This window comes from Olivibacter sp. SA151, assembly GCF_054130995.1.
Window position 1 is genome coordinate 4992995 of record NZ_CP096391.1, and the last position, 25184, is coordinate 5018178.

Annotated in this window: 24 protein-coding genes; 5 read left to right on the forward strand and 19 right to left on the reverse strand. The window is 42.4% G+C overall.

Annotation, left to right across the window (positions count from 1 at the left end):
* Window positions 1-228 precede the first annotated feature (228 nt).
* Window positions 229-3267, forward strand: a complete 3039-nt coding sequence (locus tag M1D52_RS20395; protein WP_437394459.1) for an ATP-binding protein — start codon at window positions 229-231, stop codon at window positions 3265-3267.
* Here the strand turns inward: M1D52_RS20395 and M1D52_RS20400 are convergent.
* The 7 genes from M1D52_RS20400 to M1D52_RS20430 all read right to left on the reverse strand — a co-directional run bounded on the left by M1D52_RS20400 (window position 3232) and on the right by M1D52_RS20430 (window position 9481).
* On the reverse strand, window positions 3232-3861 hold the full coding sequence (locus M1D52_RS20400) for a response regulator (RefSeq protein WP_289553752.1): 630 nt from the start codon (window positions 3859-3861) through the stop codon (window positions 3232-3234). The two genes, M1D52_RS20395 and M1D52_RS20400, sit on opposite strands and share 36 nt — an antisense overlap.
* Before the next feature lie 620 nt (window positions 3862-4481).
* Window positions 4482-4958 carry an MEKHLA domain-containing protein gene (locus tag M1D52_RS20405; protein ID WP_437394461.1) on the reverse strand — a complete coding sequence of 159 codons (477 nt, stop codon included), beginning with the start codon at window positions 4956-4958 and terminating at the stop codon, window positions 4482-4484.
* Between the two features lie 4 nt (window positions 4959-4962).
* The gene (locus tag M1D52_RS20410) at window positions 4963-6690 is read right to left on the reverse strand and encodes a thiamine pyrophosphate-dependent enzyme (protein WP_437394462.1); all 1728 of its coding nucleotides are present in this window, start codon (window positions 6688-6690) and stop codon (window positions 4963-4965) included.
* A 415-nt stretch (window positions 6691-7105) separates the two neighbouring features.
* Window positions 7106-7339, reverse strand: coding sequence for a hypothetical protein (locus M1D52_RS20415; protein WP_437394463.1), 234 nt, complete (start codon window positions 7337-7339; stop codon window positions 7106-7108).
* A gap of 112 nt (window positions 7340-7451) precedes the next feature.
* Window positions 7452-8042, reverse strand: a complete 591-nt coding sequence (locus M1D52_RS20420; protein WP_437394464.1) for a hypothetical protein — start codon at window positions 8040-8042, stop codon at window positions 7452-7454.
* Window positions 8043-8098: 56 nt separating this feature from the next.
* A complete protein-coding gene (locus M1D52_RS20425; protein WP_437394465.1) occupies window positions 8099-8959 on the reverse strand; it encodes an SDR family oxidoreductase in 861 nt (286 codons plus the stop codon).
* 63 nt (window positions 8960-9022) lie between these two features.
* The gene (locus M1D52_RS20430) at window positions 9023-9481 is read right to left on the reverse strand and encodes a BLUF domain-containing protein (protein WP_437394466.1); all 459 of its coding nucleotides are present in this window, start codon (window positions 9479-9481) and stop codon (window positions 9023-9025) included.
* A gap of 165 nt (window positions 9482-9646) precedes the next feature.
* Here M1D52_RS20430 and M1D52_RS20435 point away from each other — a divergent pair, with 165 nt between their 5' ends.
* Window positions 9647-10102: a PA2169 family four-helix-bundle protein gene (locus M1D52_RS20435; protein WP_437394467.1), complete on the forward strand. Its 456-nt coding sequence runs from the start codon at window positions 9647-9649 to the stop codon at window positions 10100-10102.
* A 62-nt stretch (window positions 10103-10164) separates the two neighbouring features.
* Here M1D52_RS20435 and M1D52_RS20440 read toward each other — a convergent pair whose 3' ends face one another.
* The 9 genes from M1D52_RS20440 to M1D52_RS20480 form a co-directional block, all read right to left on the reverse strand.
* Window positions 10165-10350: a CsbD family protein gene (locus M1D52_RS20440; RefSeq protein WP_437394468.1), complete on the reverse strand. Its 186-nt coding sequence runs from the start codon at window positions 10348-10350 to the stop codon at window positions 10165-10167.
* Between the two features lie 74 nt (window positions 10351-10424).
* Window positions 10425-11492 (reverse strand): AI-2E family transporter, encoded by a 1068-nt coding sequence (locus M1D52_RS20445; protein ID WP_437394469.1) that lies wholly within the window; start codon window positions 11490-11492, stop codon window positions 10425-10427.
* A 159-nt stretch (window positions 11493-11651) separates the two neighbouring features.
* Window positions 11652-11867 (reverse strand): hypothetical protein, encoded by a 216-nt coding sequence (locus M1D52_RS20450; protein WP_437394470.1) that lies wholly within the window; start codon window positions 11865-11867, stop codon window positions 11652-11654.
* Window positions 11868-11918: 51 nt separating this feature from the next.
* On the reverse strand, window positions 11919-12140 hold the full coding sequence (locus M1D52_RS20455; protein ID WP_437394472.1) for a hypothetical protein: 222 nt from the start codon (window positions 12138-12140) through the stop codon (window positions 11919-11921).
* 93 nt (window positions 12141-12233) lie between these two features.
* On the reverse strand, window positions 12234-12689 hold the full coding sequence (locus M1D52_RS20460; RefSeq protein WP_437394473.1) for a DUF5675 family protein: 456 nt from the start codon (window positions 12687-12689) through the stop codon (window positions 12234-12236).
* 407 nt (window positions 12690-13096) lie between these two features.
* Window positions 13097-13717, reverse strand: a complete 621-nt coding sequence (locus M1D52_RS20465; RefSeq protein WP_437366352.1) for a DUF6266 family protein — start codon at window positions 13715-13717, stop codon at window positions 13097-13099.
* A gap of 49 nt (window positions 13718-13766) precedes the next feature.
* Window positions 13767-14408, reverse strand: coding sequence for a DUF6266 family protein (locus M1D52_RS20470; RefSeq protein WP_289553724.1), 642 nt, complete (start codon window positions 14406-14408; stop codon window positions 13767-13769).
* A 383-nt stretch (window positions 14409-14791) separates the two neighbouring features.
* Window positions 14792-15082, reverse strand: a complete 291-nt coding sequence (locus M1D52_RS20475; protein WP_437394475.1) for a hypothetical protein — start codon at window positions 15080-15082, stop codon at window positions 14792-14794.
* A 178-nt stretch (window positions 15083-15260) separates the two neighbouring features.
* Complete coding sequence (locus M1D52_RS20480; protein WP_437394477.1) at window positions 15261-16130, reverse strand: LytTR family transcriptional regulator DNA-binding domain-containing protein; 870 nt, start codon at window positions 16128-16130, stop codon at window positions 15261-15263.
* A 210-nt stretch (window positions 16131-16340) separates the two neighbouring features.
* Between M1D52_RS20480 and M1D52_RS20485 the strand changes: the two genes are divergently transcribed.
* The 3 genes from M1D52_RS20485 to M1D52_RS20495 all read left to right on the forward strand — a co-directional run bounded on the left by M1D52_RS20485 (window position 16341) and on the right by M1D52_RS20495 (window position 18505).
* Entirely contained in the window at window positions 16341-16730 is a 390-nt protein-coding gene (locus tag M1D52_RS20485) for a hypothetical protein (protein WP_437394479.1), read from the forward strand.
* A gap of 105 nt (window positions 16731-16835) precedes the next feature.
* Complete coding sequence (locus tag M1D52_RS20490) at window positions 16836-17852, forward strand: helix-turn-helix transcriptional regulator (RefSeq protein ID WP_437394480.1); 1017 nt, start codon at window positions 16836-16838, stop codon at window positions 17850-17852.
* Between the two features lie 365 nt (window positions 17853-18217).
* A complete protein-coding gene (locus M1D52_RS20495) occupies window positions 18218-18505 on the forward strand; it encodes a hypothetical protein (RefSeq protein ID WP_437394481.1) in 288 nt (95 codons plus the stop codon).
* A gap of 52 nt (window positions 18506-18557) precedes the next feature.
* Here the strand turns inward: M1D52_RS20495 and M1D52_RS20500 are convergent, their stop codons facing one another.
* Genes M1D52_RS20500 through M1D52_RS20510 form a run of 3 tightly spaced genes read right to left on the reverse strand, consistent with a single transcriptional unit; the run spans window position 18558 to window position 24374 of the window.
* Entirely contained in the window at window positions 18558-19718 is a 1161-nt protein-coding gene (locus M1D52_RS20500) for a TlpA family protein disulfide reductase (RefSeq protein WP_437394483.1), read from the reverse strand.
* Window positions 19719-19739: 21 nt separating this feature from the next.
* A complete protein-coding gene (locus M1D52_RS20505; protein WP_437394484.1) occupies window positions 19740-21137 on the reverse strand; it encodes a RagB/SusD family nutrient uptake outer membrane protein in 1398 nt (465 codons plus the stop codon).
* 12 nt (window positions 21138-21149) lie between these two features.
* The gene (locus M1D52_RS20510) at window positions 21150-24374 is read right to left on the reverse strand and encodes a SusC/RagA family TonB-linked outer membrane protein (protein ID WP_457941584.1); all 3225 of its coding nucleotides are present in this window, start codon (window positions 24372-24374) and stop codon (window positions 21150-21152) included.
* Window positions 24375-25184 lie beyond the last annotated feature (810 nt).

The window sequence follows — 25184 nt, forward strand, 5'->3', positions numbered from 1 at the left end:
GTACTGTTCGTCTATAGTAATTTTACTATAGACCACCTAGTAAAATTACGATAGCAAACCTAAGGCAAATACGATATAAATTTTACATAAGCTTACTTAGCCTTTAAAAAACAACCATTTATATGCGAGTTTTAATAAAAATCGATCGCAGGAAGGAGACGAAAAACACAAGGAGAAACGAATCTTATTATCTTCACCGCAGTTACTGGTCATTTAAACATTTACTATTTGCGTATTTTATACAAGAAACAGATGCGGCGGGCACTTATTTATCTTTTCAGCTTTCTGCTGTGGAATATGTTTTTTCATTCCGCTAGTGGCATTACACGGGAACATATTGTCACCAGAATTACCGACGAAGCCGGTTTACCCCAAAATAGCATTAAGGGTATTGCGGCGGATAATCTTGGTTTTATCTGGATTCTTACGGAGAGTGGAGCGGTTCGATACGACGGCAAGCGTTTTAAGGCTACCGAAACTCTAAATAGCACCCTGCAATCTAAGCGGATGTTCAGCTTTCATGCAGGCGCCGAAGAAAGTGGAATTCTCTGGGCACAAACGTCCACTGAGCAAATGGTGTGTCTTCGAAATGGCAAAGCTACTGCACAGGGGTGGACTGTCCAGGACTTTCTAAAAAAATCCTTTATAGGAGATAAAGCAACCTTTTCCAGGGGCTTACCCACCCGCTATAAGGAGCTCGGCAGCCGGGAAGTTATCCTCGGCGAAGTAGGAGGAAACAGCTTTTTACTTAAAAAAGACACCCTATCGTATTACCCCGCTAATTCGAATTTGGCTCTCGTTTCTATCCCCTATCCATCTTACCGTATTGAAAACACTTTCTATCATGACAAAAAACTGTACCACCTAAAGAATCTCCGCAAAGCGGACCTTATTGAAAGCGATGGGAAGATCTCAGATTGTTCCATTAAAGGCGACCTTATGGCCGAAGCTCCCCATGCGGATTTCAAGTTGTTCTACAACAGCGGCACAAAAGAAGCTTTTATCTATTGCAGACGTAATTTGTACTTGTTGGAACCCGTCAATGGAAAGCTGTCCAGTACCCGGATTCTTCATGACTTCAGCTTTGAAGAAAACGGTATTGCGATTGTCCATTATCAAAAAGCCAACGATCAGCTCTTTTTAGGTAGTGCGTCAAAAGGCCTATTCATTATTCAAAATAAAAGGTTTAGCACCAAACAAACCAGTAACGGTGACGATAATGAAGTTTACTATTTACAGACGATTTTACCCGATGGATCGATACTCGCTGACGAGGGGAATGTGTTTCATTTGGACGGTAGACATCGTAAGTTAAACCTTTTATCACAAATTAAAGAACACGGCCGCTTCATTGGGCCGAACGGTCAATTATGGGTGCTAACAGAAGATAGTCTACTTGTGCTCACACCCAATGGCAAGAAGCTCCTCTCCTCCCAGGCAAACCCGGAAAAGGGGCGGGTTATCTATCAAGATGCGGCAGGGAAGATCTGGTTTGGCAGCCTCGACGGAACCCTCTATCAATGGGATTTAGACAGCCGCCGCTTCGTGGCTAAAGGCGAGTTGGAACATGAGATCACTTGGATTGAGCAAGCAAACGACGATAACTTATGGCTTGGCAGTTCCGATGGCTTGTTTCTTATTACAGGAAATGGCACTAACATTCGTCATGAAGGTCTAGCGGGGCACTATATACGTTGCCTCTATAAAGACCAAGACGAGCGCCTCTGGATCTGTACCTTCCAAAACGGACTGTTTCTTTTAAGCAAGCGAAAGTTTACGCACTTTCCCTTAGATAAACACCACTATATAGCCACTGCACACTGTATATTAGAAGACAAAAAAGGTTATCTTTGGATAAGCACGAATAAAGGGCTTTTTCAAGCCGATAAAGAGCAGTTATTAACGTACGCCGACGATTCGGTGAACATACCGGATTATTTTTATTACGACAAAAGAGCAGGTTTTGCCACCAACGAATTTAATGGAGGTTGCCAACCCTGTGCCCTCCAGCTGCCCAATGGACTTTTTTCATTTCCAAGCTTGGATGGCTTAATCTGGTTTGATCCCGAGACCATTCAACCGCGGTATCCCCAAGGGCCGGTTATTATAGATGAGATCAGCTTAGATGGCGTACCTATCCCGATAACAGAGCGGGTTTCGCTACCACGCTATTTTTCCCGATTGGATATTACCCTATCAACCCCCTTCTTTGGCTCGCAGGAAGACGTGAAGCTTGAATATATAATCGATAAAGAACATGAAGAAACGGCTCAATGGCTAAGCTTCTCTACCGATGAAAATAGCATTTCCATTAACAACCTTCCCTCTGGCGAACATTCGATACAAGTCCGCCTCAAAAGCGGGGAAGCAAGTCATCAATTTATCTATACAAGCCTTAAACTATACGTCGAACCGGCGTTCCATGAAACCTGGTTGTTTAAGGCAATGCTTTTTGTTGTCGGGCTTGGCATCATTTGGTTCGGTTTTTTTATGAAATCAAAATTTGTTATCAAGCAGAATCAAACCTTAAAACAGCTCGTGTCTGAACGCAGTTATGAGCTGCGAAAACAGAGTGAGTTACAAAAGCGATTATCCGCCTCTATTACACACGATGTTAAGGCCCCTCTCAACTACGTTGTTTTAACGCTTCAAGGGATTTATAAACAGCTTAAAGTAGAAAAAAATCATCTATCCGAAGATGTGGAGAATATTTATGATGTAACTAAGCAGATTACTCAGTACTGTAATAAGATTTCGCAGTTTTATAAAGCAACCTTCGCCGACAAAGAAATTGAGTTGCATGAAGCGAATTTACACCATATTGTTAACGAACAGATCAACGTCTTTAAACATCTTGCCTCACTGCGCAGCACGGTCATCGTTAATTCGGTACCGTTCGACTTAACCATCCGTACCCATGCCGACATCCTGGCAATTATATTACATAATTTATTGGATAATGCTACAAAACATACGCGGAATGGAACGATTGTTATCCATGCCGGCGTTTCTAAACAAGGTAAACTTTACATTACGATAAAAGACGACGGTGTTGGGATCAGTCCGCGAGAATTACAGCATTTCAATGAAAAAGACACCCTTGAACCCGGTGCCGATCCCTTCAGCCAAGGCTTAGGTATCACCTTGGTGAAGGATTGGATCCGTATGCTGGGAGGCAAAGTGTATATCCATAGCACGTTGGGAAAGGGAACAACAGTAACCCTCACCTTCTCAGCTCAGGCTATGCACCTTAAAAGCGTTCAGTAAATCCGCGGTGTTACGAACACCTAGTTTTTCGTAAATCTTGGTTTTATAGGTTGAAATGGTGGAAGTATGCAGCAATAATGAATTGGCTATTTCACTAATGCCCATTCCTTTAACCAATAATTGGCAAACTTCCATTTCTCTATCAGAAAGCTGATCCAAGGGATTATAAGCCGCATTAAAATTTTGTTGCAGTAAGTATTCCCTTAAGCGATTGCCTAGATATTTTCCGCCTCTAAAAACCGTATTCAATGCTTCTTTGATGTGTTCTTCTCCCTTGTCCTTTTGCAGGTATCCATCCGCTCCAGCTTGTAAATATTTTAAGCCATATGTCATTTCATCAAATGCAGAAAACACTAAGATACGTGCTCTGTGTTGTTTTTCCTTAATTGTTTTCACAATTCGGAGATTATTACCCCCAGGGATATTGATATCGAGTAAGACAATATCTACCGGTTGCCTCGAAAAAATGTTCATCAACTCTTCCGTATCTTCAGCAAAGGAAATCAAGGTGCCGGGCATCCACTCCAGGATAAAATACTTCAGACCTAGTCGAACAGCCGTGTGATCATCGGCAATTGCTACATGTAATGGCATAAGTAAGATGACAAATAAGAAGTAAGTTAAAAAAATTTTGAGTTTGTAGCTTTTTAGCTTCTATTTTAGCCAATTATGGGCTGTATAAATCATCTCAAGTTGAAAAGGTAAAATTTTGTCCATAAAAAAGTTTTTAAAAAGATTATAAATAACAAATACTCATTCGTCTTACAAAAAACAATTTAGCTGGGTTGACACTGCTAAAATAGGAAATAATTTAAACATTGAGATTGTTCACTCCGTTCAGTTTATGAAGGACTTTGAACTCCTTTTATACACATAGCAATAAATTCTTATGCCGGCGAGATAACTGATGACTGGCGGTACTAGTTGCATTGGATCGTACCGGTAGAACGTTATTGGTCTTTTTGATTTGCACATTAGTAAGGATATTCGAAAACTGCTATGTGTTTATTTTGTTCCGCTTATTATTCGATATCAATTTTCCAGTTCCTGACACTATCAATAAAAAGCGTCCCCAACTTGGGCGGTTAAGGACGCTGACATTATGCGATAAAAAGTTAATATTAACTTAAGCCAAACTTACATTAATATTCACATTTATTTATCGAAAGTTTTCTAGTTCGGCATAGAAATTATACTATCCCCCTATAGTAAACTTAAATGGGGTACCATTCAGGCCGTTCACGGGCATCCGTCCAAAAGAGCGCAGCTTGGCCCCATGAATTTTGTGCTTCATCAACGAGTTGCCAAACAATGCCATCATATATTTGGAATACATGTCCATATTTGTCAATACGCGGGCCTGCATAATTATAAGCAATGCCATTTTTCGTAACGGCTTGCAACAATCTTTCCCGCTCCTCGCGATCCTGCTCAGCAGCACTTTGATAAGAAGGCAAGCCTATTATTTCCGCTTCGGTATATTTGAAGCAAGATAAGGCATAGCTATTTGCATAAATAAATCGGGGTGGTGTTTCGGCTTTATGCGCGAGGATGCTAAAGGGCGCTTCCGCATGCAGCCATTGGTATTTATCTGAAACATTAGCCGGAAAAGGGAGTGGCGCGCCATTCAGAGCAGCAAAGCAGCGATCGATTTCTTTGAGCAACGTAAACATGTGTATTATATCCGTCATGATTTTAAAGATTATTAAGTCGAGGATTGTTACCTAGCACCTGCAAAGGATCCACAGGCACCTCTATTAACAAAGATCGGTTTTTTCTTTCGCCTATTCTTGCAAGGATATCGTCTAAATTCGACAAATCGGACCGCAGTTTAACGGCGTCCCAATGACAGGCTTCCGCTAGCTGACAATAGTTAATACTCATCACACGGGCGTGGTAATGATCGTCCGGCGTATTCGGCAATAGTTGCTGCAAGCCCTGTTCAACAATGGATAACGTTTCATTATTCAGCAGAAAAACCACTAAACCGAGCGACGACACCTCTCCTAAAGAACCGGCGAACAGCCGAAAACAGCCGTCGCCCGTAAATAGCACGGTCGTAGCATCCGGCTTGGCCATTTTCGCTCCTATGGCAGCGCCAAACGCGCCGCCCATGGCTGATCCACGATAAAGCGAGAAGAAACGAACGTTTTCATTCGGCCGTTGCGTCACGTACTGCCGGTCTTTATACGCCAGGCAAACATCATCAAAAGCGATTGTTTCTTGTGGCCACCGAGCATTCAAACGCAGGTACAGATCTGCCATATCTACGTAACCTGCTCTAGGCTTTGAAAAGGGTCGCGTATTTAAGTTGACCGGAGCAATAGCCCCAGGGATATTAGCGAATGGCACCCTTTCAGCTTCCATTATTACCGTATTAACAAAAGCGTCAAGCGGACCTTGAATCTGATAGTACGCACCGTCGACCAAATGCTGTAAACTATTGTCAACTAAACCATAAGCATCCGCTATTCCGTTGACAAAGAATGTTTCCGATGCATAAATCCGGGATAGATTAGTCGTATATTCGTCAGGACATGCCCCTAATAGTAAAAGGACATCGTCCTGCCCCAACGATTTAAAAGCTTCGAGCGCACAGTCATTTCCACCAAACGAGATATAACCAAATCCATAGGAATTGGATGAACTTACTGCGTTTGCGCCATTAATAGTCCAGACTGTTGTCGCTTTTAAGGACTCGCTCAACCTGCTTGTTAAATCTGTAGCGTTGTTGTATCGGGCCATCTCCTCTCCTATGAGGATCGTTAAGCGTTTCCCGAAACAGGCATCCCTTAAAGTCGAAATAAAGGTTGAAAAATCAGTCGCATTTTCACTTGAAAGATCGTCGTTTGAAGGGAGGATATCGGAAACTTTGCCATTGAGTGCAGTATTATCCAAAACCAGTACGACGGGCTTCGACCAATCAAGCTGTTGTTTTGCCAGCATCAATTGTTCCGGTATATTAAGCGGATTGTCAAGTACAAAAACGGAATCAGGTAATTCAGCTTTCAACTGTTCGACCGTATTACTACCATAAACAGAAGTATCTTGTAAAGGGGAAAAGCCTATATTGTTATTATTTGTAATAGGCACAATATAAACCGATGGTATATTGTGCAGTTTAGCATCACTGAGCCCACAAGTTAATAATTTGGTAGCCGCTCCCGTAGTAGCAACAGCTGCTGCGATCTTACCACTTGCTAAGAAATATCCCAAGGGTATGAAACCGGCTACATATTCGCTAATCGTGAAGAAACTTGGCTCTTCGGTTGGCGGATACTGTAGAGGGGAAAGGTGTTTAAGAAAATGGATAACCCCTCCGCCGGTCACGCCGCTGTAGGAAGTCACTCCCCAGCTTTTCAGTTGATCAAACAAAAACTCGTAGGTACTCAGCGTACCTTTTTCTTGTAGTGCAATATTCATATTTCTAAATTATAAAGTGTATGTAAGCTAGTAGTACCCTTTTATCGCCGTCCTGTTCGTATGTAAATACTATGCAAGGGTTCGACGTGTCGCAAATTCACGACATTATCAGTCTCTAAAATGAAATGAATTTTCAAGCAGGATAATAGTCTTGCTATCCCATGCGTAACCAATCAAGCCTAAACGGTATATGATTCAAAGATTTTGGCTGTATTTAGCGCAATGATTGTGTCCCAATAATAGGAGCGAAATTTAACTTTTAAAAAGTATTTACACAGAAAGGCTGTTTCCTTACACATAAACACACAATTCATTTCCTAAATTGTATAATTTAGCATTGGTTAAAGTTGGGGTCTATTATAATGCGTGTAAATTAATATGCCTACAGAAAAAAGTCATTACCAGCCTTGATCAATTACTGATAATAATTCTTCAGCAAATGGATCGATTTGAAATCTAAAATATCAGTGATATCATAAGTCGAAAGTGAGATCGATTCGTAGGTTTCCAAGTTATCCAATTCTACCTCTTTATTCATCGGATTTTCTGTTAAAATATAGCGCTCGTTCAATTGAATAAAATTGATATCACCTATTGTAAGAATTTCTGCTTTGAGAAGCTTTCCAAGGGATTCTAAACTTAATGGCATAATTGTAACAAAATAGATAAGTAAAAGTACACTATTTTATCTATAAAAATGACTTTTGTCATGTTTTTTACTTACATGAGCATCATCGACTGCCAATCCGTGCTTTTCTATTTTATAAATTGAAGAATAACCGATAGATATAGGACAGTTCGTAAACCAAAAACACCAATACCAGCGAGGCATGAAATTTCCTATTTGTAGTATACATGGCAATAACGCATAGCATGATGTGACTTATATTCCTGATCGGATATTCCAAATTGTAATGTTCGCGATAGTAATCACTGCCTTTGATGTAGGTATCCACGAAATCGAGTAAAAACGAAAAGGCCAAGGCACCAAAAAACCATTTCTTGCGGGAGAAAAAATAGTCGTGATAGCTCTTATACTCACTGAGATTACCGGGCATAAGCAGGACACAGAGGATATAGTAGGCGCAGATATAGAAGAAAAGAAAAAAGTATTCCGCAAAATTCCAATGTTGTACAACACGCAATTCCGACTCCCACCACCAAAAATGCATCAGGAGCAACAACACATATCCACACCAGGTTAGATGTACCCAATAAGGCCGAATCAGTTTAGGATGTTCAATAAAGTTTACCATTCCTTTGATCAAATGAGTAATACTTAAACCCAGTATCATCGCGATAATGGTCTTCACATGGTCAAAGGTCATGATCGCTGCAAGGAGATTGGCCATTTATTAAGAGCTATAAACATACAATTGCCGACAAAAATTTGCAATTATGCTACCAATTATCCATTTATCACTTCTCCCCCATTTACATGAATCACCTGTCCGGTTATAAAAGAGGCGTCGTCAGAAGCTAAAAATACATAAGCGGGGCCGAGTTCCGATGGCTGTCCGGCACGTTTCATAGCGGTTTCACTACCAAACTCCTGAATCTTTTTCTCGTCGAATGTCGATACAATTAGTGGTGTCCATACCGGGCCGGGAGCCACACCATTTACCCGAATATTCTTTTCACTCAGATTAGTAGCCAATGATCGCGTGAAAGTGGTAATCGCACCTTTCGTAGATGAATAGTCGATCAAGGCAGGCGAAGATCGATAGGCCGTAACCGAGGTCGTGTTGATAATACTATCGCCGGCGGTCATGTGCTCCAATGCTGCTTCCGCAAAATAGAAGTACGCGTAAATGTTGGTACGGAAGGTAATATCTAATTGCTCATCCGTAATATTCTTCACGTCCTTTTGCGGAAATTGCATGCCCGCATTATTTACAAGCACATTTAATTTGCCAAAATGCGCCACGGTCTGTTTTACGGCATCTTTACAGAATTGGCTATCTTTAACATCGCCTCGGATGAGTAAACATTTGCGACCAGCTTCCTCCACCAACTGCTTTGTTTTCTCTGCGTCTACATCTTCATCCAGGTAAACAATGGCTACATCCGCGCCTTCCTTTGCGTAATGAACGGCAACGGAACGTCCAATACCGCTGTCACCTCCTGTAATCAAAGCAACTTTTCCTTCCAGCTTTCCTGCGGCCTTGTAGGTAGCTTTTATGTATTCAGGTGCGGGGTTCATCTCCGCCTCTATCCCGGGCTGGCGGTGTTGCTTTTCAGGCCGATTGTTTTTTGTGTTTTCCATCATCCTATTAAATCTTATACTGTTTACGAATGATGTATTAACAACAATAGGCAGGACTTGTTTACATTAAGATCCGCTCATTGAATTACCAGGGCTCCTGAAATAATCAAACGTTGGATGAAATGGCCCGTGCAAGCGTTTATTTTCCTCGAATAGTCGATCAACATCAAAAAAATTATCCAGAATGGGTGTTTCCTCTTTTTTCTTCATATAGCCGAGCTTCCAGTCGGTAAAATTTCGTTTCTCTTCTTGTCCCATATAAAGGACGACCATGTTGAAGTGATGTTCATTTTTTTGAACGATACGCACTAATTTTTCAATCTCCTCAAAAGGTCCTTCCAATACGCCTAAAAATCTCCCCTGTAGCCTGGATGCAAACCTGCCTTCCGCATAAAGTAAAAGCCCAGTGATATCGTGCAACAAGTTATAAAACTTTGACTTTTGATCGATTTCTTTTAATTGATCCAAGGTTAAGAATTCCGTAGCCCTGCTCGTGTAAATTAACTGATAGGTTTCGTCTTCCATCTGTTTACATATTGGTCTTTTAAGAAAGGCTAAAACCGTTCCAATGCACCATCATCACGCTAATCAACTTTTCTATGCTACAAACAAATTTAGTACAAACCTGTTGACTTAGTAGGAAACGCATGAAGGTTTTCTATACATTACATTTACTTAAAACGAAAAACAATGGAAAACAGTAAAGTTAAAGCAGAGGTATTAAATGATCTGATCGAAATCAATAACGATCGGATAGCCGGTTATGAAAGAGCCATTGAGGAGCTGGACGACGCTAATACGGATTTGGTTGCTCTTTTCCGGGATATGATTCAAGAAAGCCGTAACTACAACATGGAACTGATATCAGAAGTTCAAAAGACCGGCGCTGAAATTGAAGAAGGAACCACGGCCAGTGGAAAAATCTATCGTGCCTGGATGGACGTGAAAGCCATGTTTACGGGAAGCGATCGCAAGGCGGTATTGGCAAGCTGCGAGGGTGGTGAAGACGCAGCACAGAAAGCCTATAAGATGGCCATAGAAGAAAGTGAGCTCGCACCGGACACGCTTGCGCTTATTCAAAAACAACAGGCAAGTTTAAAGTTATCACATGACAAAATCAAAGCTTTGCGCGACAGTGAAGTATAGGTATTAAAAAAGAGGCCCTATTCCAGAGAATAAGGCCTCTTTTTGATATCATGTAAACTAGTCTAAAGGCTATTTAAATACTTAACGACTTCCTCTCGCGTTTGGCCGGTCTTCTTTTGAAGCTTACCGATCAACTCTTCTTCTTGTCCTTCTGCATAGGTTAAATCGTCATCCGTTAGCTCACCCCATTTCTGTTTCACTTTTCCTTTCAGCTCGTTCCACGAACCTTTTAATTTTAAATCGTCCATAACCTATCTCCTCTTTTTGTTGTTTATTTAATAACGTAGGGCACGCATATTTGTTTGAATGAATATTACGATGCCTACCTAAATCTAAAAAAGGATTTTTTCTTTTTCCGGTCAGTGCCTATTAAATATCCAAAAGGCTGTAAGGCCGGAACATTATCGCAAATGATCTTAATGATGCCAAGCAAAGGAATAGCTAGCACCATACCCCCTATACCCCAAATCAATTCGCCCAAAACCAATGCGATAATCGTGAATAAGGGATTAATATTTACTTGATCACCTACTACCAAAGGTTCCAGTATGTAAGTTTGCACAAATTGAACCGCCAGGTAAACAATGATCACGCCAATGATCTTATCGCTCGCACCTCCTTGAGCAACTGTAGCCAATACGGTCAGCGAGGTTCCGGTTATATTGCCAACAAAGGGGACTATTTCAAGTATGCCACACAGAACAGCGAAAAATAGCGCATTCTCAACACCTACCACACTGAAACCAACCCCGTATAGAATCCACAACATGGCAATCATCAGTGCCAGGCCGGCCAGGTAGTTTTTAGAAACATCAACGGATTTATAGATGATTTTTTCCGTCCGGTCTTTTTTGGCATTGTCTACGAGTTTAAGTATGAAATTCTTTATTCGCGAACGGTAAAAAAGAAAAAGAAAAGTGTAAACCAGTACCAACACGCTATCGACCAAAATACTCATGGTGCCACTAGCAAAGGTCAGAAGTGTACTTGTTCCCCCGCCATTGCCGATAGACTGCTCCGCGCCATTTACCAATGCTTCTTGCTGATCCGACGAAATACCTAAAGTTTGGTCTATCCAAGCTTTTAACCTTTCGAACAAGTTGAGTACTTGCTCCTGCATACCTTCTAGGTTTTCGGAAAAATTACTCAAGCGCCAAACTAACAAGGCTATTATCGTTGCAAAAGCCAAAACAATCAACAATACACCGATTAATGACGAAAGCGCTCTATTTAATCCCCAAGTTTCCAGTTTTTTCGCTATACCAACAAACAAAGTAGCCAACACACCGGCCAAAGCTACTGGAATGAGAAATGGCTTTCCGACATATAGTATAGCGGTCGCAAGTACAAGGAAAAGTAATTTATAAACTACTAGTTGAATTTTAATCATATTGTATTTTTTTTCGGTAATCAGTTTTCCAAGGCTTAAATTGATGCTTTCATTGATAGCCATGATTTGGTAAACAAAATATAACGTAAAAAGTTGTGTCAACACGCGAGCTTGTCAATCTTAACGCCCGGCATCTAAAGTCACCGGGCGCTTTCATTGTTAAGGCTTGTCTTCCTTTGCCACCGTTGAGATGGCCGAGGCTACAATACCCGCCGTTGCCAGATAGCCGGCGATGGTAACTACCGTTGCCGGTAAAGTGATCGGAGCTGTTAGTAAAGCCCCTCCTATTGCACCCAAGGTTAAACCGATGGTTCTTATTTTTTTAAAGAACTTTGGTGTGGGGGATTTGATTCTTTCTGTTATTTCGCTTTTCATTTTTTTCGTTATTTGTTATTGGTTATTAGTTATTAGTTATTAGTTATTGGCTTACGGCCTACGGCCATTCTCCAAAAACTCCATCCGCTGTCGAAGTAAATTATAATTCGCTTTTAAATCCGCTTTCAAGAGCTGTATGGTTGCTTTCATTAAAGCTACGTCCTGCTCCATTTTCCGAAAATTTCCATGTAATTGCTTTAAGAAATAGGCTATGACTGATAATAAAATACTGATGATCGTTGCTAATAAGGTTATTAATTCTAATGATTTCATTGTTATTTAGCTTTTAGGGGTTAGAAATTAGGTATAAGCTATCGGCTTCCGGATGTCAGCTATCAGCGATCAATAAGATGTAAGCTTTAAGCTTTATGTAGCCAAAACATTATCATATTGGCTAATGATCAAACTACTCCCCGCGGCAGCACATTCAGCTAATAAAGGATAGACCCTTCTATAAGCATCTGCGGAATGCAGTACCCGATAATCTCCGTCAATAAGCTGATAATAGCTTCCGGTTAAGGGGCAACCACGGGTATCGGTGTGGTAATTGCCGATATGGAAGAACACCAAACTGAAATTGGGGATACCCCTGATTTCCACCATTCCTTTATGCATGGAGCTGTATCGGCTCTGATATTTGGCATTCATACCCGCCAGCTTATTCAAGCCGAGTTGATAGGTTCCGGCCGGAATGGCTGTTTTACCCGGGATTTTTTCATCCCGTATTTTATCTTCCAAGATATAGCACTGGAAGAGATTGTCAATGTATAACTGGCCGAGGGTCGTATGGATGCCTTCGGCGATTCTTATTAGTTTAATCATCGTTTTTGCTTTTAATTCATTTACTTTTTCTTTTCTCCCAAAAGAAAAAGCTAACAAAAAGAAAAGTCGCGACTGCAAACTTTTCTACAACGTTTCTGCAGTTACTTGGCTTGTGACAACCGAAAATTTTGGAGGTCGCCTTTTAGCTTATGATAGTTATCTCTTCGACAACGTACTATTCACGGCTGTAAGGTGAGTACTCATGCCATTGCAATTCAAAATTCATCATTCATAATTCCTGCCTACCGGCAGGCAGGCATCACCTGAGCTTTCGGCCATCAGCAGTCGGCTATCGGCAGGTAAGCTTCATTATCAAATTGGCTCATCAGCTAATTGACTAACGCCCTACTTAACCACTCAACTACTTAACTACTCGACGACTCTTCTACTGAACGACTCAACGACTACTATACCAAAAACGCTCCTACATACTTGCTTTCCGAATAGATTTTACTTAGACGATCGGACAGGTAATAATACAAATGGAATGTACCCTCTAAAATAACGTCCTGTAATGCTACCTCCAATTGCTTGTCGCTTAATGGATGCCCTTCGCTCAATTGCACGAGTTCCTGCTCCACATTATAAGCCAGCAGGAATAGCTGCTGATGATTGGAAACCCGAAAATCGTTCGCCCATTGCAGCTTTAGGCGACCGTTCACTAGTTGAACTGTCTCTAGGTGCAGATCGCCTGGCCCGCCTCTGCTTACTTTCACCCTAGCAGGATCCACATAAGGACCTGCTTCCGAGTCGACCAAGGCTTCCCGTAGCACTTGTTGTACGGCTCTGTTCATCCCTGTCATCCGATCATTGTAAGGTCGACACGTGTTATAAATAATCGATTTTAACGGAACCAGGAATCTCATAACCGCTTTCATGCGAGCTACCTGCTTCGCCCTCAGCTCGCTGATCGGTTTATTGTTGTTCGCTTTCTTCTTTACCGACCGTACGCACTGTACGCCATTGCGGACATAGAACAATTGATCTCCTACGCGGCCATATAAACGGCCACCTTTCATAATTGCCATAACAAAGAGAATTAGGCGGGCGACAAATTGCCGCCCGCAAGGTTAAAAATTAAAGAAAGTTAACTGAGCCAACGTAAGTCGTACGTGAAACCTTCTTGCCATCCAAGCTGGTAAAGAACATCCATACATGCCCTACGTCACCCGTTTCCATATCCTCCAGCGAAGCCGTCGCTACACCTGATTGGCGGTTGGCCGGCGCATCCGGCGTAAAGAAAAGGTCCTGGTTTACATTATAAACCAACACATAAGCAACATCATCAGCTTTACCGTTAAATTCATACTCGTTGGCATTCCAACTCACGGTCAGCATATCGGCCGTCACCTCGGCTGTCACACCACGCGGGCGAAATAGGCCCCCATCACTCAACTGGATCGCCGGATAATTGAGCTCGACGGGCGCTGTAAGCGTGACGGCACCCATATCCATGTTATGCTTTACCGCATAGCTAAAGGCCGTTGCCAGCTTCAGATTGCGCCCGGCAAAGCCCTTATCCAACAGCTCTTTGAGCGGTGCGATAAACTTCACCAGCGTGGAAAAGCGATCACGCTGTAAACGCTGCAGCTCCGTTGCCGGAATTTTGGACTTTTTGCCGAGTCCGCGAAGGTAATTGATACCCCGCCAGCTACTACCGATAACGCTACCAACCTTGCCCGAAAAGGTACCATTGGCACCATTGATAAATTTTGCCATGTTTTTTACATTTTAATTAAACATTCATTCATCAGCGCTCAGTACCGGTACGCCTTGCTGACAGGACAAAAGTAGAAGACCCCGAAGGGCGAAACAATAGCCAAAGAGCCTCATTCCCATCAGGTTCCCTTTAAAAGAAAAAGAGGGAACGTAAATTCCCATTACGTTCCCTCTTTTAATAATAAAATGATCAGCAATGTAATGATTCGATAAGTCTTCTGGCAATCCGGTTCGCTAAGTCGTCCTTCTTAAACGGATCAATTAGGGATCATCGGCGACTTTAATCCGACCGCAGTCCCCGAAAACTCCTACGTGATACATTTTTGATAGCCTGCATATCCTATTCCAAACGAACGCAGTACGAAGCTGGTACGAGCGTTGGGCTAACGATCTTTACGCCTTCCCCAATACCGCTCAAAGCAGCGATCCAGATCCGATTGGCGATAGAGCGGCGCCTTTCGGTCTTTTGTAACGGCTGATAGGAGTTTCCTATTACGCCAATTGGTGATTGTTTTAGGATGTACCAGTAAATAATCGGCGGCTTGCTTTCGATTAAAAAGGTGCTCTTCTTCCGAGGCCTCGGATAAGGTTTTATGTTTTTCTTCTATATAAGTTTTAATAATGGAAAGGATGACTTCCAACAAGTCTTTAATAGATTTAAGATAATGTTTCATAATGTGGTGCTTGGCTGCTCATCAGATAAGCTCGGCAATAAATCGTCAACCCTACACCACTTTGATTACGATCATATACCTCCGACAAAGCGCGTTCAACAATAATTAACCAATAAAAATATTAAAATAATAAGCCGTATGGTACGTATTAAGGTGAACTGAACAAAATGAACAGTCGTTAAGCTTTTTCCAGTTTAACATATTGACTGAAAACCTCACGATAATGTCTTCCAACCTGCACATATCGATTTCCGCTCTTTTCCCCATGCTGGTGCGCTTTGCGGATTAAGTTTTGTATATCATTGCTCATAATAACGGTATGATCGCTTGTATAATCAACAATATGATTTATGGCTACTAAGGTCCAACGATTGATCTGTATAAAAGCATCCCGCGGCAAGTAGGCCTGCAAATCGGTCAGCTTCATGTCGAGGCTATGCTGTTCGCCATTTAATAAATAGAGAATTCCTCCTATTTCCAACTTTACAAAGGCTACGAAAAGCTGTATTGGCACTTCTAAACGTATTCCATCCATCTGAATGATGAGCTGACCTTCCTTTGTAGGCTTTGCCTCTTCCCGAGTAATGCGCAACTTTTTATCCGATGTAGCAAAATACCAAGCAAAGTAAAAAAGATTTAAAAAAGGAATCATCCACCTCACTTCAATAAACTCCCGTTCCATATACCCGCTTGCCTCAAAATCGCCCGTAAAGCAATAAAAGAAAAACCGCACCGCGGCGTATACGAAAGTGATAGGCATTACAACGCCCAAAAAGAGTTGAAGTTCCAATCTTTTAAACCAATTATCTTCCCACGGAAGTGTTCGATCCAATAAGCCCGTGATACGATGCACATAAGTAAGCACTCCATAAGCCACGGCTACACTGAAGACCAAGCCTATCCAATAATTTGCCTGCGTTATGATTACCCAAACCGATTTCGTTTGATGATTTACTAAAATGAAATGGCCAACCGGGAAAGCGACGATGATGCGGATGTAACGTAAAAAATAATGCCTTAACCGCCATAAATTCGGTTTAAGTCCCATAATTAATAAGCCTTTAATTATTGTAACAGTTAATGAAATCTAGGTAAGGGAATTCAGAGCCCTTCTGTAAAACGATGCATTTCGCCTGAAAAAGGTTGCATTTCGCCTTTTTTTTGCTTTTACCCCCCTTTACATGCCTCGGTGAGACGCATAGTTTTGAAAACGAATAAACAAAATTATCTTTTTATATCAAACTTAAATTTACACATTATGGAAAAAGTACCATTCAATTCATTAGGAGTTAGCACCTTGATCAGCAATCTTTACGCTTTATCAGACGAAGCATTAAACGACGAAATGATTGATTTTGAAAGTAACCCAAATGAGTGGTTGACCACACATTTCGATCTCACTGAAAGCCAGGCATCCTATTTGGCACAGATGGACGACAATTTTTTAACCTCCATGGCCATAGAAGTGAGCGATCATCTCAGTGATAGAGAACCCGTTGCCTTATTGAAAGAAGATCGACCAAAAGATGGTGATGACCGAGGTAAATTGCTTCAATTTTCTTACACTAACAAGGACATTTATTCCTTAGCGGGTGGACGCCAGTTTACAAAAACATTGCTCATACAAATTAGCTATTCGAGCCATTAGCAATGCTTAAGTAATTACCCTACACCATTAGAACAAGATATTACCCAGGTTGCCACCGGTTTAAGCTCCCGATGGCAGCCGGGTAATATGCCAACAGACCAAAACATGATTAAACCGGTTTACATTGGTTTACCAACCGATAATACAGATCACCTGCTCTACAGCGAACGGGTACCCGCAGCCGCCTTGTACCATTTGGCATTAGCGGAGGCAAACTATTGGCAAAGCGATCGCTTTTCGGTGCTCGAGCAGTATTACGATGCACCCGACGCTTTTATCTGTTTGGCCGATATACATGCGGATGAACCCGTAGAAGTGCCGATAAGTTGTACGCTATCCGACCTGTACTGGCTTTACCAATTAAACGGGGATTACCGTATTCACCTTGCGGACGAAACACGGCAAATCGTCTTGAAGACAGAGGAAACCAGCTACACGCAGATTTACGTGCCCGAAGGCCAATACATTACCCACTTTGATAAAGGAAAGCACCAGCTGTTTTATTTTGTTATCAAACCGAATTGGCTTCAACGGCAGGGACGACGTGCCATGGAAGGTTTCAACCACCTACTCGATAGCCAGCGAGCCCAGCGGCAAGAAGCGCAGCACAACCAGTTTTGCCCGCTTCATGATAAAGTATACAAGTTGCTTCTTAGCCTTTTCACTTTACCCAAAGTCAAACGCTTCCATTATGATATTCTCATTTATGAGCATTGCTTTAGCCTATTGGATTTGAGTCAGGAAGATCTTAAAAGAAATAGGACATCGACATCCAAAGATAATAACCTGCTCACGCATATCAGAAATTATATAACCGAGCAGATACCAAAAGGAAACCTTGTTTCGGTGGCGGATATAGCCGCATTTTTTAAAGTGAACTACCGAAGTCTGCGACGTCAACATTATCAAACTTATGGTTATAGTTTAGGAGAATTCATCCAACACAAGCGGATGGAACAGGCAGCCGATTTCCTGATCAATACCGATATGCCCATTAAAGAAATTGCTTATTTTCTTGGCTATACTGTAAATACCTCCTTCGACCAACGGTTTAAGCGATATTATGGTGTTTCTCCTACCGCATATCGTCTGAGTAACCTTAAACCACGTTCCGCAAAATGACCAAAAGATACAATATCAACTGCCACAAAACGCTAACTCCGCGGTACGCATACCTATTAATTTTGCTTTCGAGAAACAATACTATTCATCATGAAACCATCATGATTTATTCAAACCACATAGGGGTGAAAAAATCTGATAGCTTCATCACCTTTATAGAACAATTTATTACTATGAAAAACCATCTAAGTATCCACAAGAAAAAATTCGCGGTATTTCGGCGTTGGCCGGTACTTCAGATAATATTTCGGCTCTCGTTTGCAGCAAACGGACTGAAAGGTTTGGCTGACCTGAAGATGCCCCGATTCTGAAATAAATATAGTATAAACTTAAAGGTAGCATTTCCCTTAAATGCATATATGCCCATGGCACGTATATCTAACGCGCGACTACTTGTCGTAGCATTCTTCGGAACTATTCTAGCATTAGCAATTTATTTCACTGTTAACGCCCAGCCAACGACGGAATTCCGTCAAACTGAATACTATTTTGACAGCGAAAATCAATTGTTCCTTGAGAAACAAGCAGGAGGCAACTGTGAACCCGGATCAGGTCACTGTACCTATACGGCTAATCGTGCAAATCCCGATCCATCCAATCCAGCTCATTTTGACGCTGATGAAAGCACCATAAACCAAGTTTGGGTACCTTAGCTGTACTCCTTATTATCCGAAAGCCGGGCGATTGTGCCCGGCTTTTTCCACATCATAGCAACTCATCAATCAGTGCTACAAAGGTTCTGAAACTCTCTGGGGTCTCCGGCCTTGGAGGAATTGCAGCCAGTTTACTCTGTTTATCAATAACCAGTAAATTCGGATATCCGCTGAACCCATAAAAATCGATGATTGGATGTTTAGACCCTTTTCCTTCTGTATAAAGATTGATTGTCTCATTGCCGGTGTACACTCCGCTTCGAACGCTCTGTATCCATTTCTCCCGATTACTATCAACACTTATACTGACAAATACGACATTCGGATTATCGCTATAAGTAGCAGCAACTAGTTTTAGCGATTTGGCCAATATTTTACAGGCACTGCAACCGGTAAACCAAAAATCGATTACAACCACCTTTCCTTTCAAATCGCTCAGTTTAACGGCGTTGCCGTTTGTATCAGGTAAAATAAAGCCGAAAGCGGGTTTACCTAAACCGTTCTGATTCAATTTTGCTTCCACTGCCGATCGATCGTTGGAAGATTCCATATAGGTGAGCGCATCTTTGGCCAAACTTGTCCACTCTTTTAAATCCGCCTTGGCATAAAAAGACAATAGCAACTTGCTGACCAAGGCACTGCGAAGAGGTTCTTTATAGGTTTCCCTGATATGTACATAGCTATGCAGGGGGTCCACATTACCATCGTTTAAAATAGAAAAGACACGCTCCTTTTCCAGCAAAAAATCTAAAAAACCAGCAGATTTTATAAGCACTGTATCATCATATAAAAATTGCTTTTCGAAAGACGGCAATATGGCATTTTTAATGTCGGCATAGGCTGCCGTGTCCGCACCGCCCAAATAGATTCTCAAATTCCTGTATTTAATTTTTTGACACAGGCCAACTGAACGGACTTCATGTCTTTGAAGCAAAGTATCAGCAATCTTCCCCTTATACGCCCGTATCAGTTTCATGGACTCCGCCAGTATAGTATCTTCCCTCGCAGCAATTTTCATCGTGTTGGACAAATCATGCTTAATCGATACCTGGTAACGGTCATCATTCTTCAAAATTGAAAGCATAGTGTTACGTAAGCTATCCAAACGCTCATTTAACTGCCGCTCCGCATTGACTACGGGCATTCGTTGGGCACTCGCTTCATTATATATTATTAAAAACAGGAGCAGTATATAAAATTTACAAAAATTCATCCTTCAATTTTTTTAAGTATGTCAACGCGGATTTTGTTCCATTGGGTTTAAGCGCATCTCGCGCTCGGGAATCGGGTAGATATAGCGATTATCATTCGGAGGCAAGGAATAAACGACACCATCTAATTTACGTGCCAATGTTATCCGGTATATACCCTCTCTGTTTAAACGGCGCAGGTCTTCCCAACGGAGCAGGCCTGTAAAAGGCAACTCCTTCCGTCTTTCTTCCAGTATCCTAGCAACAATGTTTTCAGAATGAGGGAGCCCGAGTCCTTCTAAGGCCTCTCTTTTAGATCTTTTCTCCAGTAGCTTTCCCAGAATGTCGGCGGCCTGCGAATAATTTCCCAATCTGGCCAGCGCTTCGGCGTAAATCAGGTACAGCTCATTGATAGCGATACCGCCGAAGAAATAGGCATTACCTGTATATTGGCCTCTAAAGGAGACCCTATCCGAGGGATCGGAAGCGTTATAAAAAATCGATTTGCGAAGGTCGTACGTAGCGTAAGATCGATAAAGGGCTGTGTCAACAAAAGCCCGGTTCGATCGGAAATTAGTGATTCCGTAGAGTTCCGTTTCGGTATAGAACAGCACTTCGGGATTGTTCGGATATCCCGGGAAAGGAAATGCACCCGTTTCCGTAAGCTCATTGAAATCCATCAATTCATCGCGTAAATTAAGCACCTCTTCTGCATATGCTATGGCTTTTTCATAATCACCTATATTTAAAAACAGACGTGATAATAGTGCTTTAGCAACTGTGCCCGATGGACGGGTTTGACCGGAACTATGTTCACGAAGAAGCTGAGCGGCTTTTTCAAGATCACTGATTACCTGTTTATAAGAGTCTTCCAAACTGCTTCTTCCAACAGATTGATTTACATCCGAGCTAAGCCTTAGCGGAATGCCCGGAACCGTACCGTCAGCAAACTGCCCATAAGGGGCCGCAAATAGCTGTAACAGATTGTAAAAGGCATATGCTCGGTAAAATAGGGCACTTCCCATAATCTGATTTTTCTTATCTTGTTCCGCCTCAGCCACTTCCATTTCCCGGATGCCTTCAATAGCAATATTACATAAGGCCACGATACGGTAAGGACTGTCCCAGTCGTTCACCGCGCTTCCTGCAAACACGTCAGGTAACCACAGATAAGCATTGCGCTCCACTTCAGTGGATGTAGATTGCCATATCGGATAGGTCGTGTAATAGTTGTCAGAACCTACTATTCCCAGACCGGGATAACGCCTGTTCACGATCGACTCATTGTCAAGCAAAGCCTGGTAATCATCCAATGTCGAGAGGATGACATCATTGCTATTCGCCTTCTTCTCCAGCCATTCATTCTGTTTGCTACATTGTAGAAGCGGCGCCAACAAAAGACCGAGTCCGAGAAACTTTATTTTTCTAACATATTTCATCATTGCAATTATGATTTATAATATTGCCTTTAACCCTAAACTGGCAGTAAACGGTATGGGATAACTCTCCCTCGTATCGGGGTCCATTCCAACATTATTTGCCCTCCAGAGAATAGGTCCATTATTCAGATAGGTATAAACCTGCAGTGCTTTTATCCAGGATGCGAAGACATTAGGGCGGAAATCGTATGCAAACCTTATATCCTGCAATCTTATATGGTTTCCCCGTTCAACCAGCACGGCCGAGCGGGCGTAGAAATTCTGACGGTTGGTATTGTTGGGATAAACGAGCGAAGGTACCGAAGTAAATGCTTCATCACCGGGATATTGCCATCGATAAACGTAATCTGTGTGCCCGCCCGACATGATCACCTGTTGCAGATTGGTGTTTACGGATGATCGCCGGAAGTAATAGCCTAACTTATACGTTAAGTTGACAGAAAGCGAAAAGCTCTTAAAAGAAAAATCGTTACGCATCGAACCGAACACCGTAGGCCGCGTGGCCCCATGGTAAACCAACGATTCGGGTGTTGCGTTCCGGATTATACTAAGGTAATCCTTACTAGGCCAACCATCCAAATAGCCTAGGGGATCACCGGTTTCTGCTTCCAATCCGGCCCAGGCATAGCTATACAGGCTGAACAAGGGCTTGCCCTCAAAGGCTATCAGCGACCCGGTCTGTGCCGATACTAAATCGGTTGCCTGATATTTCCTATCAAAGCGGATTACTTTATCGTTTACTAAGTTGAATAAAGCAGTAGTTGTCCATCTTAACTTGCTATTTAAATTTTTCGTGGTCAATACAACATCAAGCCCATAGGTACGCGTTTCTGCAGCGTTCCCTTTAAAGGTTACGAAACCTGTAGAGGGCGCCAGGTCGGCATCATGAATTAAATCAAGACCGTCTTTTCTATACCAATCGATACTGCCGGATACAAACTTGGATCTGCTTTCAAAATCAACACCGAGATTGATATTCCGAACACGCTCCCAACGCAATTCGGGGTTCGGAACTCCTGCAATCGAAGCGGTACGGAGCCCCGTCAGACTACTCGTTCCGTAACGCGCAATCAAATATGCTACCCCGTTGTATACATTTCCGTTATAGCCGTAAGTAGCCCTGAGTTTTACATACGGAATTGCGCCAAAAGAATAAAACCGTTCCTTTGACAGATCCCACGAACCACCGACCGACCATAGCGGGGTTATTTTCTGGTTGGTTTTCACACCGAACAGGTTGGCCCCGTCCCGGCGCGCGCTGACTGTAAAAGTATAACGGCTGTCAAACGTATAAGCACCGTTAATATAGTACGATATAAATCGGTTGACGTTTTTGTAAAAATCGCCCGGTACCGTTGGTATACGTGCGGAATTGGCCGGATTAATAGGATATAGTGTCGTGAAATCCAGATTCGTTACGGCCGTTCCGTACAGGTCATCGTAACCGTAAGACGTACGGGTATAACTGTTGCGGTTAACTTCCCTGACTTCACCGCCCACCAACGCCGTCACTTGATGTTTACCGAACAACCGGCTATAGTTAACTTGCCCACGCAGATTCTGGGCTCGCACTTCGTTGTTTTCTAAGGTTAAGATACTGCCTACCGGGAATGGATAAGACAAGCTTCCGGTAACGGGGTCGATTTGGGTGAAGCGATTTATTTGATTTCTGACGGCATAGGAGTTTTTATCATCGCGGAAAGTACCGTTGGTTACCTGATTTTGATATTGGTATTGGGCAGAGAAATTCAGCGCATCGTTCAGTTTATATTGAATGGCTAAACGGCTGACAAATTCGTTCACCTTGCCAAGTGCGTCGTTCAGGGGAATCTCATCCAGAGGCCGATAGGTCCAATCCAAAAATCCCTTAGCTTCCATTTGTTCCAGATATGCCGGTCTATAATCCCTTATGACCGTTAAGTGTTTGCCGTTCCCATCCGCTAATTGAGCGTATGGATACATATCATACCCTCCTCTATATTGTGTATTGGGATTTTTGTAGGTATAATCAAGCTGCCTCCGATCCGTAGTGTTTACATAAGTAAGCCCAACGGATATATCTATATTTTTCACGGGCGTATAGGTAGTGAGTGAGTTGAGTGTAATTCTGTCCGATCCGTTGCTGATAACGTTCGCCCTGTTGTTATCATAGCCTGCCGAAAACATATAAGAAGCCTTAGGTGCGGTACCTCTTAAGTTCAGTGCATATTGCTGATTCAGTTCAGGTTGATAAATATATTTCAGGTAATCATTCCTTACATCGATGTGTTTTAAGTCGTTTAAATAAGCAGTTAGATAGCTCGCACTTAAGTTACCTGTCCGAACTTGCGAGAGGGCCTCAACGACGGGTGTCAGGGCTGGCCAGGTAACCGTATTGGCAATATCCGCATCATAGAAACCCAGTTCAAAAAGTTGCCTTTCAACGTTGATATAATCTTCAGAAGACAGACTATTACGCAAATAGAATAGATCAGGCTTCTTGCCCATAGTGGTATTGGCATTGAATTCTATCGTTAACGGCTCCCCTTTTTTGCCCTTTTTGGTAGTGATAACAATTACGCCGTTACCCGACCGTGCTCCCCAGATCGATGCGGCGGCAGCGTCTTTCAGTACGGTGATGCTCTCGATATCATTTGGGTTTATATTTTCTATGTTTCCTTCATAAGGAAAGTTATCCAACACGATTAAGGGAGATGCGGCTGTAGCATCCAGTAACGTACTTCTTCCACGGATCGAGAATTTTTCATCGGTAATATTTGATTTATTAAAGATCAGGCCGCTTGTCACCCCATCCAAGCGGTCGAGAATATTGGTTGATACCCTCCTGTTCAACAGCTCATTATCCACCTGCACAAAACTTCCCGTAGCGCGTTCTTTGGGTAAGGTTTGGTAACCGGTACTTACCTGCACTTCTTCCAGTTGAGTGCCGTTGCTTTCCAATTGAACGATTAACGGCTTCGAATCCCTCCCTCCGAAGGGGACTTCGGCAATCTTGTAACCCACATAGCTGACGAGCAAAACCCCACCTGTGTCGGGCACTCTTAAACGGAATTTACCATCCTTATCGGTCAGCACCTTGATGTCCTGTTTCCATACTGTTACAGTGGCCCCATCCAGCGGTTCATTTGTTTCGGCAGATACAACTTGCCCGTTAAGTAGATAGGAACCTTGCAAAGCCACGCCATGGGCAGCCTCCGTGGAGGAGGACTGCCGGGCGTGTGCCAAACAAACACAGAACAAGATCTTTAGGGTTATAAGGTATACGGTGTAAGGTTTAAGGACGCGCAGTGGCCTTCCGACTCTTATAGTTTCGTAGGCAACATTTTGCGACGAAAAAAGGTATCTGCACCTAAATTCCCACCACTTTTTTATGCAAATTTTAGTGGTAAAAAACCACCAAAAAACGCCTTTAAACCTTCTTAAAGCCCATTTTCCTGTAACTCGCGAGTTACAGGTAGTTTTTTCATTTATTTTTTGTATACAGCCAGTCGTGCTTGCAGACTTTACCCTCCACATCATCCTGATCCCGTTGCGGAACGAGATGAAGAATCTTCGAGCACCCGACATGACTAGCAAACGCTCACGAGTGACGGCCGTACTACTTTTTAGTTTAAATTGGACAAAAAGCTCCCTGATGTAGCTTGTAAAAAGCTTCATTTCTGTAATGATTTAGATTGTTCATGTAAATAATTTGATCTAAAAATCCGTACAGTGGGGCGCCTTCACCGTAAGGAGATGAAGCCATAAAATGGCCAACCACCTCGCCTATTCGGGAGCGCTAAAGATGTTTCTTAAACAAAATTTTTTTTTAGGTTTAGCTATCATAACTCGTTCTATTAACGAGCCTCTGCGGTATATAGAACCAGACTATAGCTGGGCCCTATCAACCATACTGCAGGCTTCCGACGGCCGAACGGAACGGATTTACGATAAGGCCCGTGACGCTATAGCTATGCAAAAGTAAGCAAAAGTCGCCACAGGCATTAACTTACCGTCTCGTCCGTTCGCAAAATGTCGGAATTTGCAGTCGAGACTTTTTATTAGTGCCTT

Bases quoted from the DNA above. Each gene is read 5' to 3' on its own strand.
- M1D52_RS20400 (WP_289553752.1), bottom strand. From the start codon at position 3,861: ATGCCATTACATGTAGCAATTGCCGATGATCACACGGCTGTTCGACTA.
- M1D52_RS20405 (WP_437394461.1), bottom strand. From the start codon at position 4,958: ATGACGGATATAATACACATGTTTACGTTGCTCAAAGAAATCGATCGC.
- M1D52_RS20410 (WP_437394462.1), bottom strand. From the start codon at position 6,690: ATGAATATTGCACTACAAGAAAAAGGTACGCTGAGTACCTACGAGTTT.
- M1D52_RS20415 (WP_437394463.1), bottom strand. From the start codon at position 7,339: ATGCCATTAAGTTTAGAATCCCTTGGAAAGCTTCTCAAAGCAGAAATT.
- M1D52_RS20420 (WP_437394464.1), bottom strand. From the start codon at position 8,042: ATGGCCAATCTCCTTGCAGCGATCATGACCTTTGACCATGTGAAGACC.
- M1D52_RS20425 (WP_437394465.1), bottom strand. From the start codon at position 8,959: ATGATGGAAAACACAAAAAACAATCGGCCTGAAAAGCAACACCGCCAG.
- M1D52_RS20430 (WP_437394466.1), bottom strand. From the start codon at position 9,481: ATGGAAGACGAAACCTATCAGTTAATTTACACGAGCAGGGCTACGGAA.
- M1D52_RS20435 (WP_437394467.1), top strand. From the start codon at position 9,647: ATGGAAAACAGTAAAGTTAAAGCAGAGGTATTAAATGATCTGATCGAA.
- M1D52_RS20440 (WP_437394468.1), bottom strand. From the start codon at position 10,350: ATGGACGATTTAAAATTAAAAGGTTCGTGGAACGAGCTGAAAGGAAAA.
- M1D52_RS20445 (WP_437394469.1), bottom strand. From the start codon at position 11,492: ATGATTAAAATTCAACTAGTAGTTTATAAATTACTTTTCCTTGTACTT.
- M1D52_RS20450 (WP_437394470.1), bottom strand. From the start codon at position 11,867: ATGAAAAGCGAAATAACAGAAAGAATCAAATCCCCCACACCAAAGTTC.
- M1D52_RS20455 (WP_437394472.1), bottom strand. From the start codon at position 12,140: ATGAAATCATTAGAATTAATAACCTTATTAGCAACGATCATCAGTATT.
- M1D52_RS20460 (WP_437394473.1), bottom strand. From the start codon at position 12,689: ATGATTAAACTAATAAGAATCGCCGAAGGCATCCATACGACCCTCGGC.
- M1D52_RS20465 (WP_437366352.1), bottom strand. From the start codon at position 13,717: ATGGCAATTATGAAAGGTGGCCGTTTATATGGCCGCGTAGGAGATCAA.
- M1D52_RS20470 (WP_289553724.1), bottom strand. From the start codon at position 14,408: ATGGCAAAATTTATCAATGGTGCCAATGGTACCTTTTCGGGCAAGGTT.
- M1D52_RS20475 (WP_437394475.1), bottom strand. From the start codon at position 15,082: ATGAAACATTATCTTAAATCTATTAAAGACTTGTTGGAAGTCATCCTT.
- M1D52_RS20480 (WP_437394477.1), bottom strand. From the start codon at position 16,130: ATGGGACTTAAACCGAATTTATGGCGGTTAAGGCATTATTTTTTACGT.
- M1D52_RS20485 (WP_437394479.1), top strand. From the start codon at position 16,341: ATGGAAAAAGTACCATTCAATTCATTAGGAGTTAGCACCTTGATCAGC.
- M1D52_RS20490 (WP_437394480.1), top strand. From the start codon at position 16,836: ATGATTAAACCGGTTTACATTGGTTTACCAACCGATAATACAGATCAC.
- M1D52_RS20495 (WP_437394481.1), top strand. From the start codon at position 18,218: ATGGCACGTATATCTAACGCGCGACTACTTGTCGTAGCATTCTTCGGA.
- M1D52_RS20500 (WP_437394483.1), bottom strand. From the start codon at position 19,718: ATGAATTTTTGTAAATTTTATATACTGCTCCTGTTTTTAATAATATAT.
- M1D52_RS20505 (WP_437394484.1), bottom strand. From the start codon at position 21,137: ATGATGAAATATGTTAGAAAAATAAAGTTTCTCGGACTCGGTCTTTTG.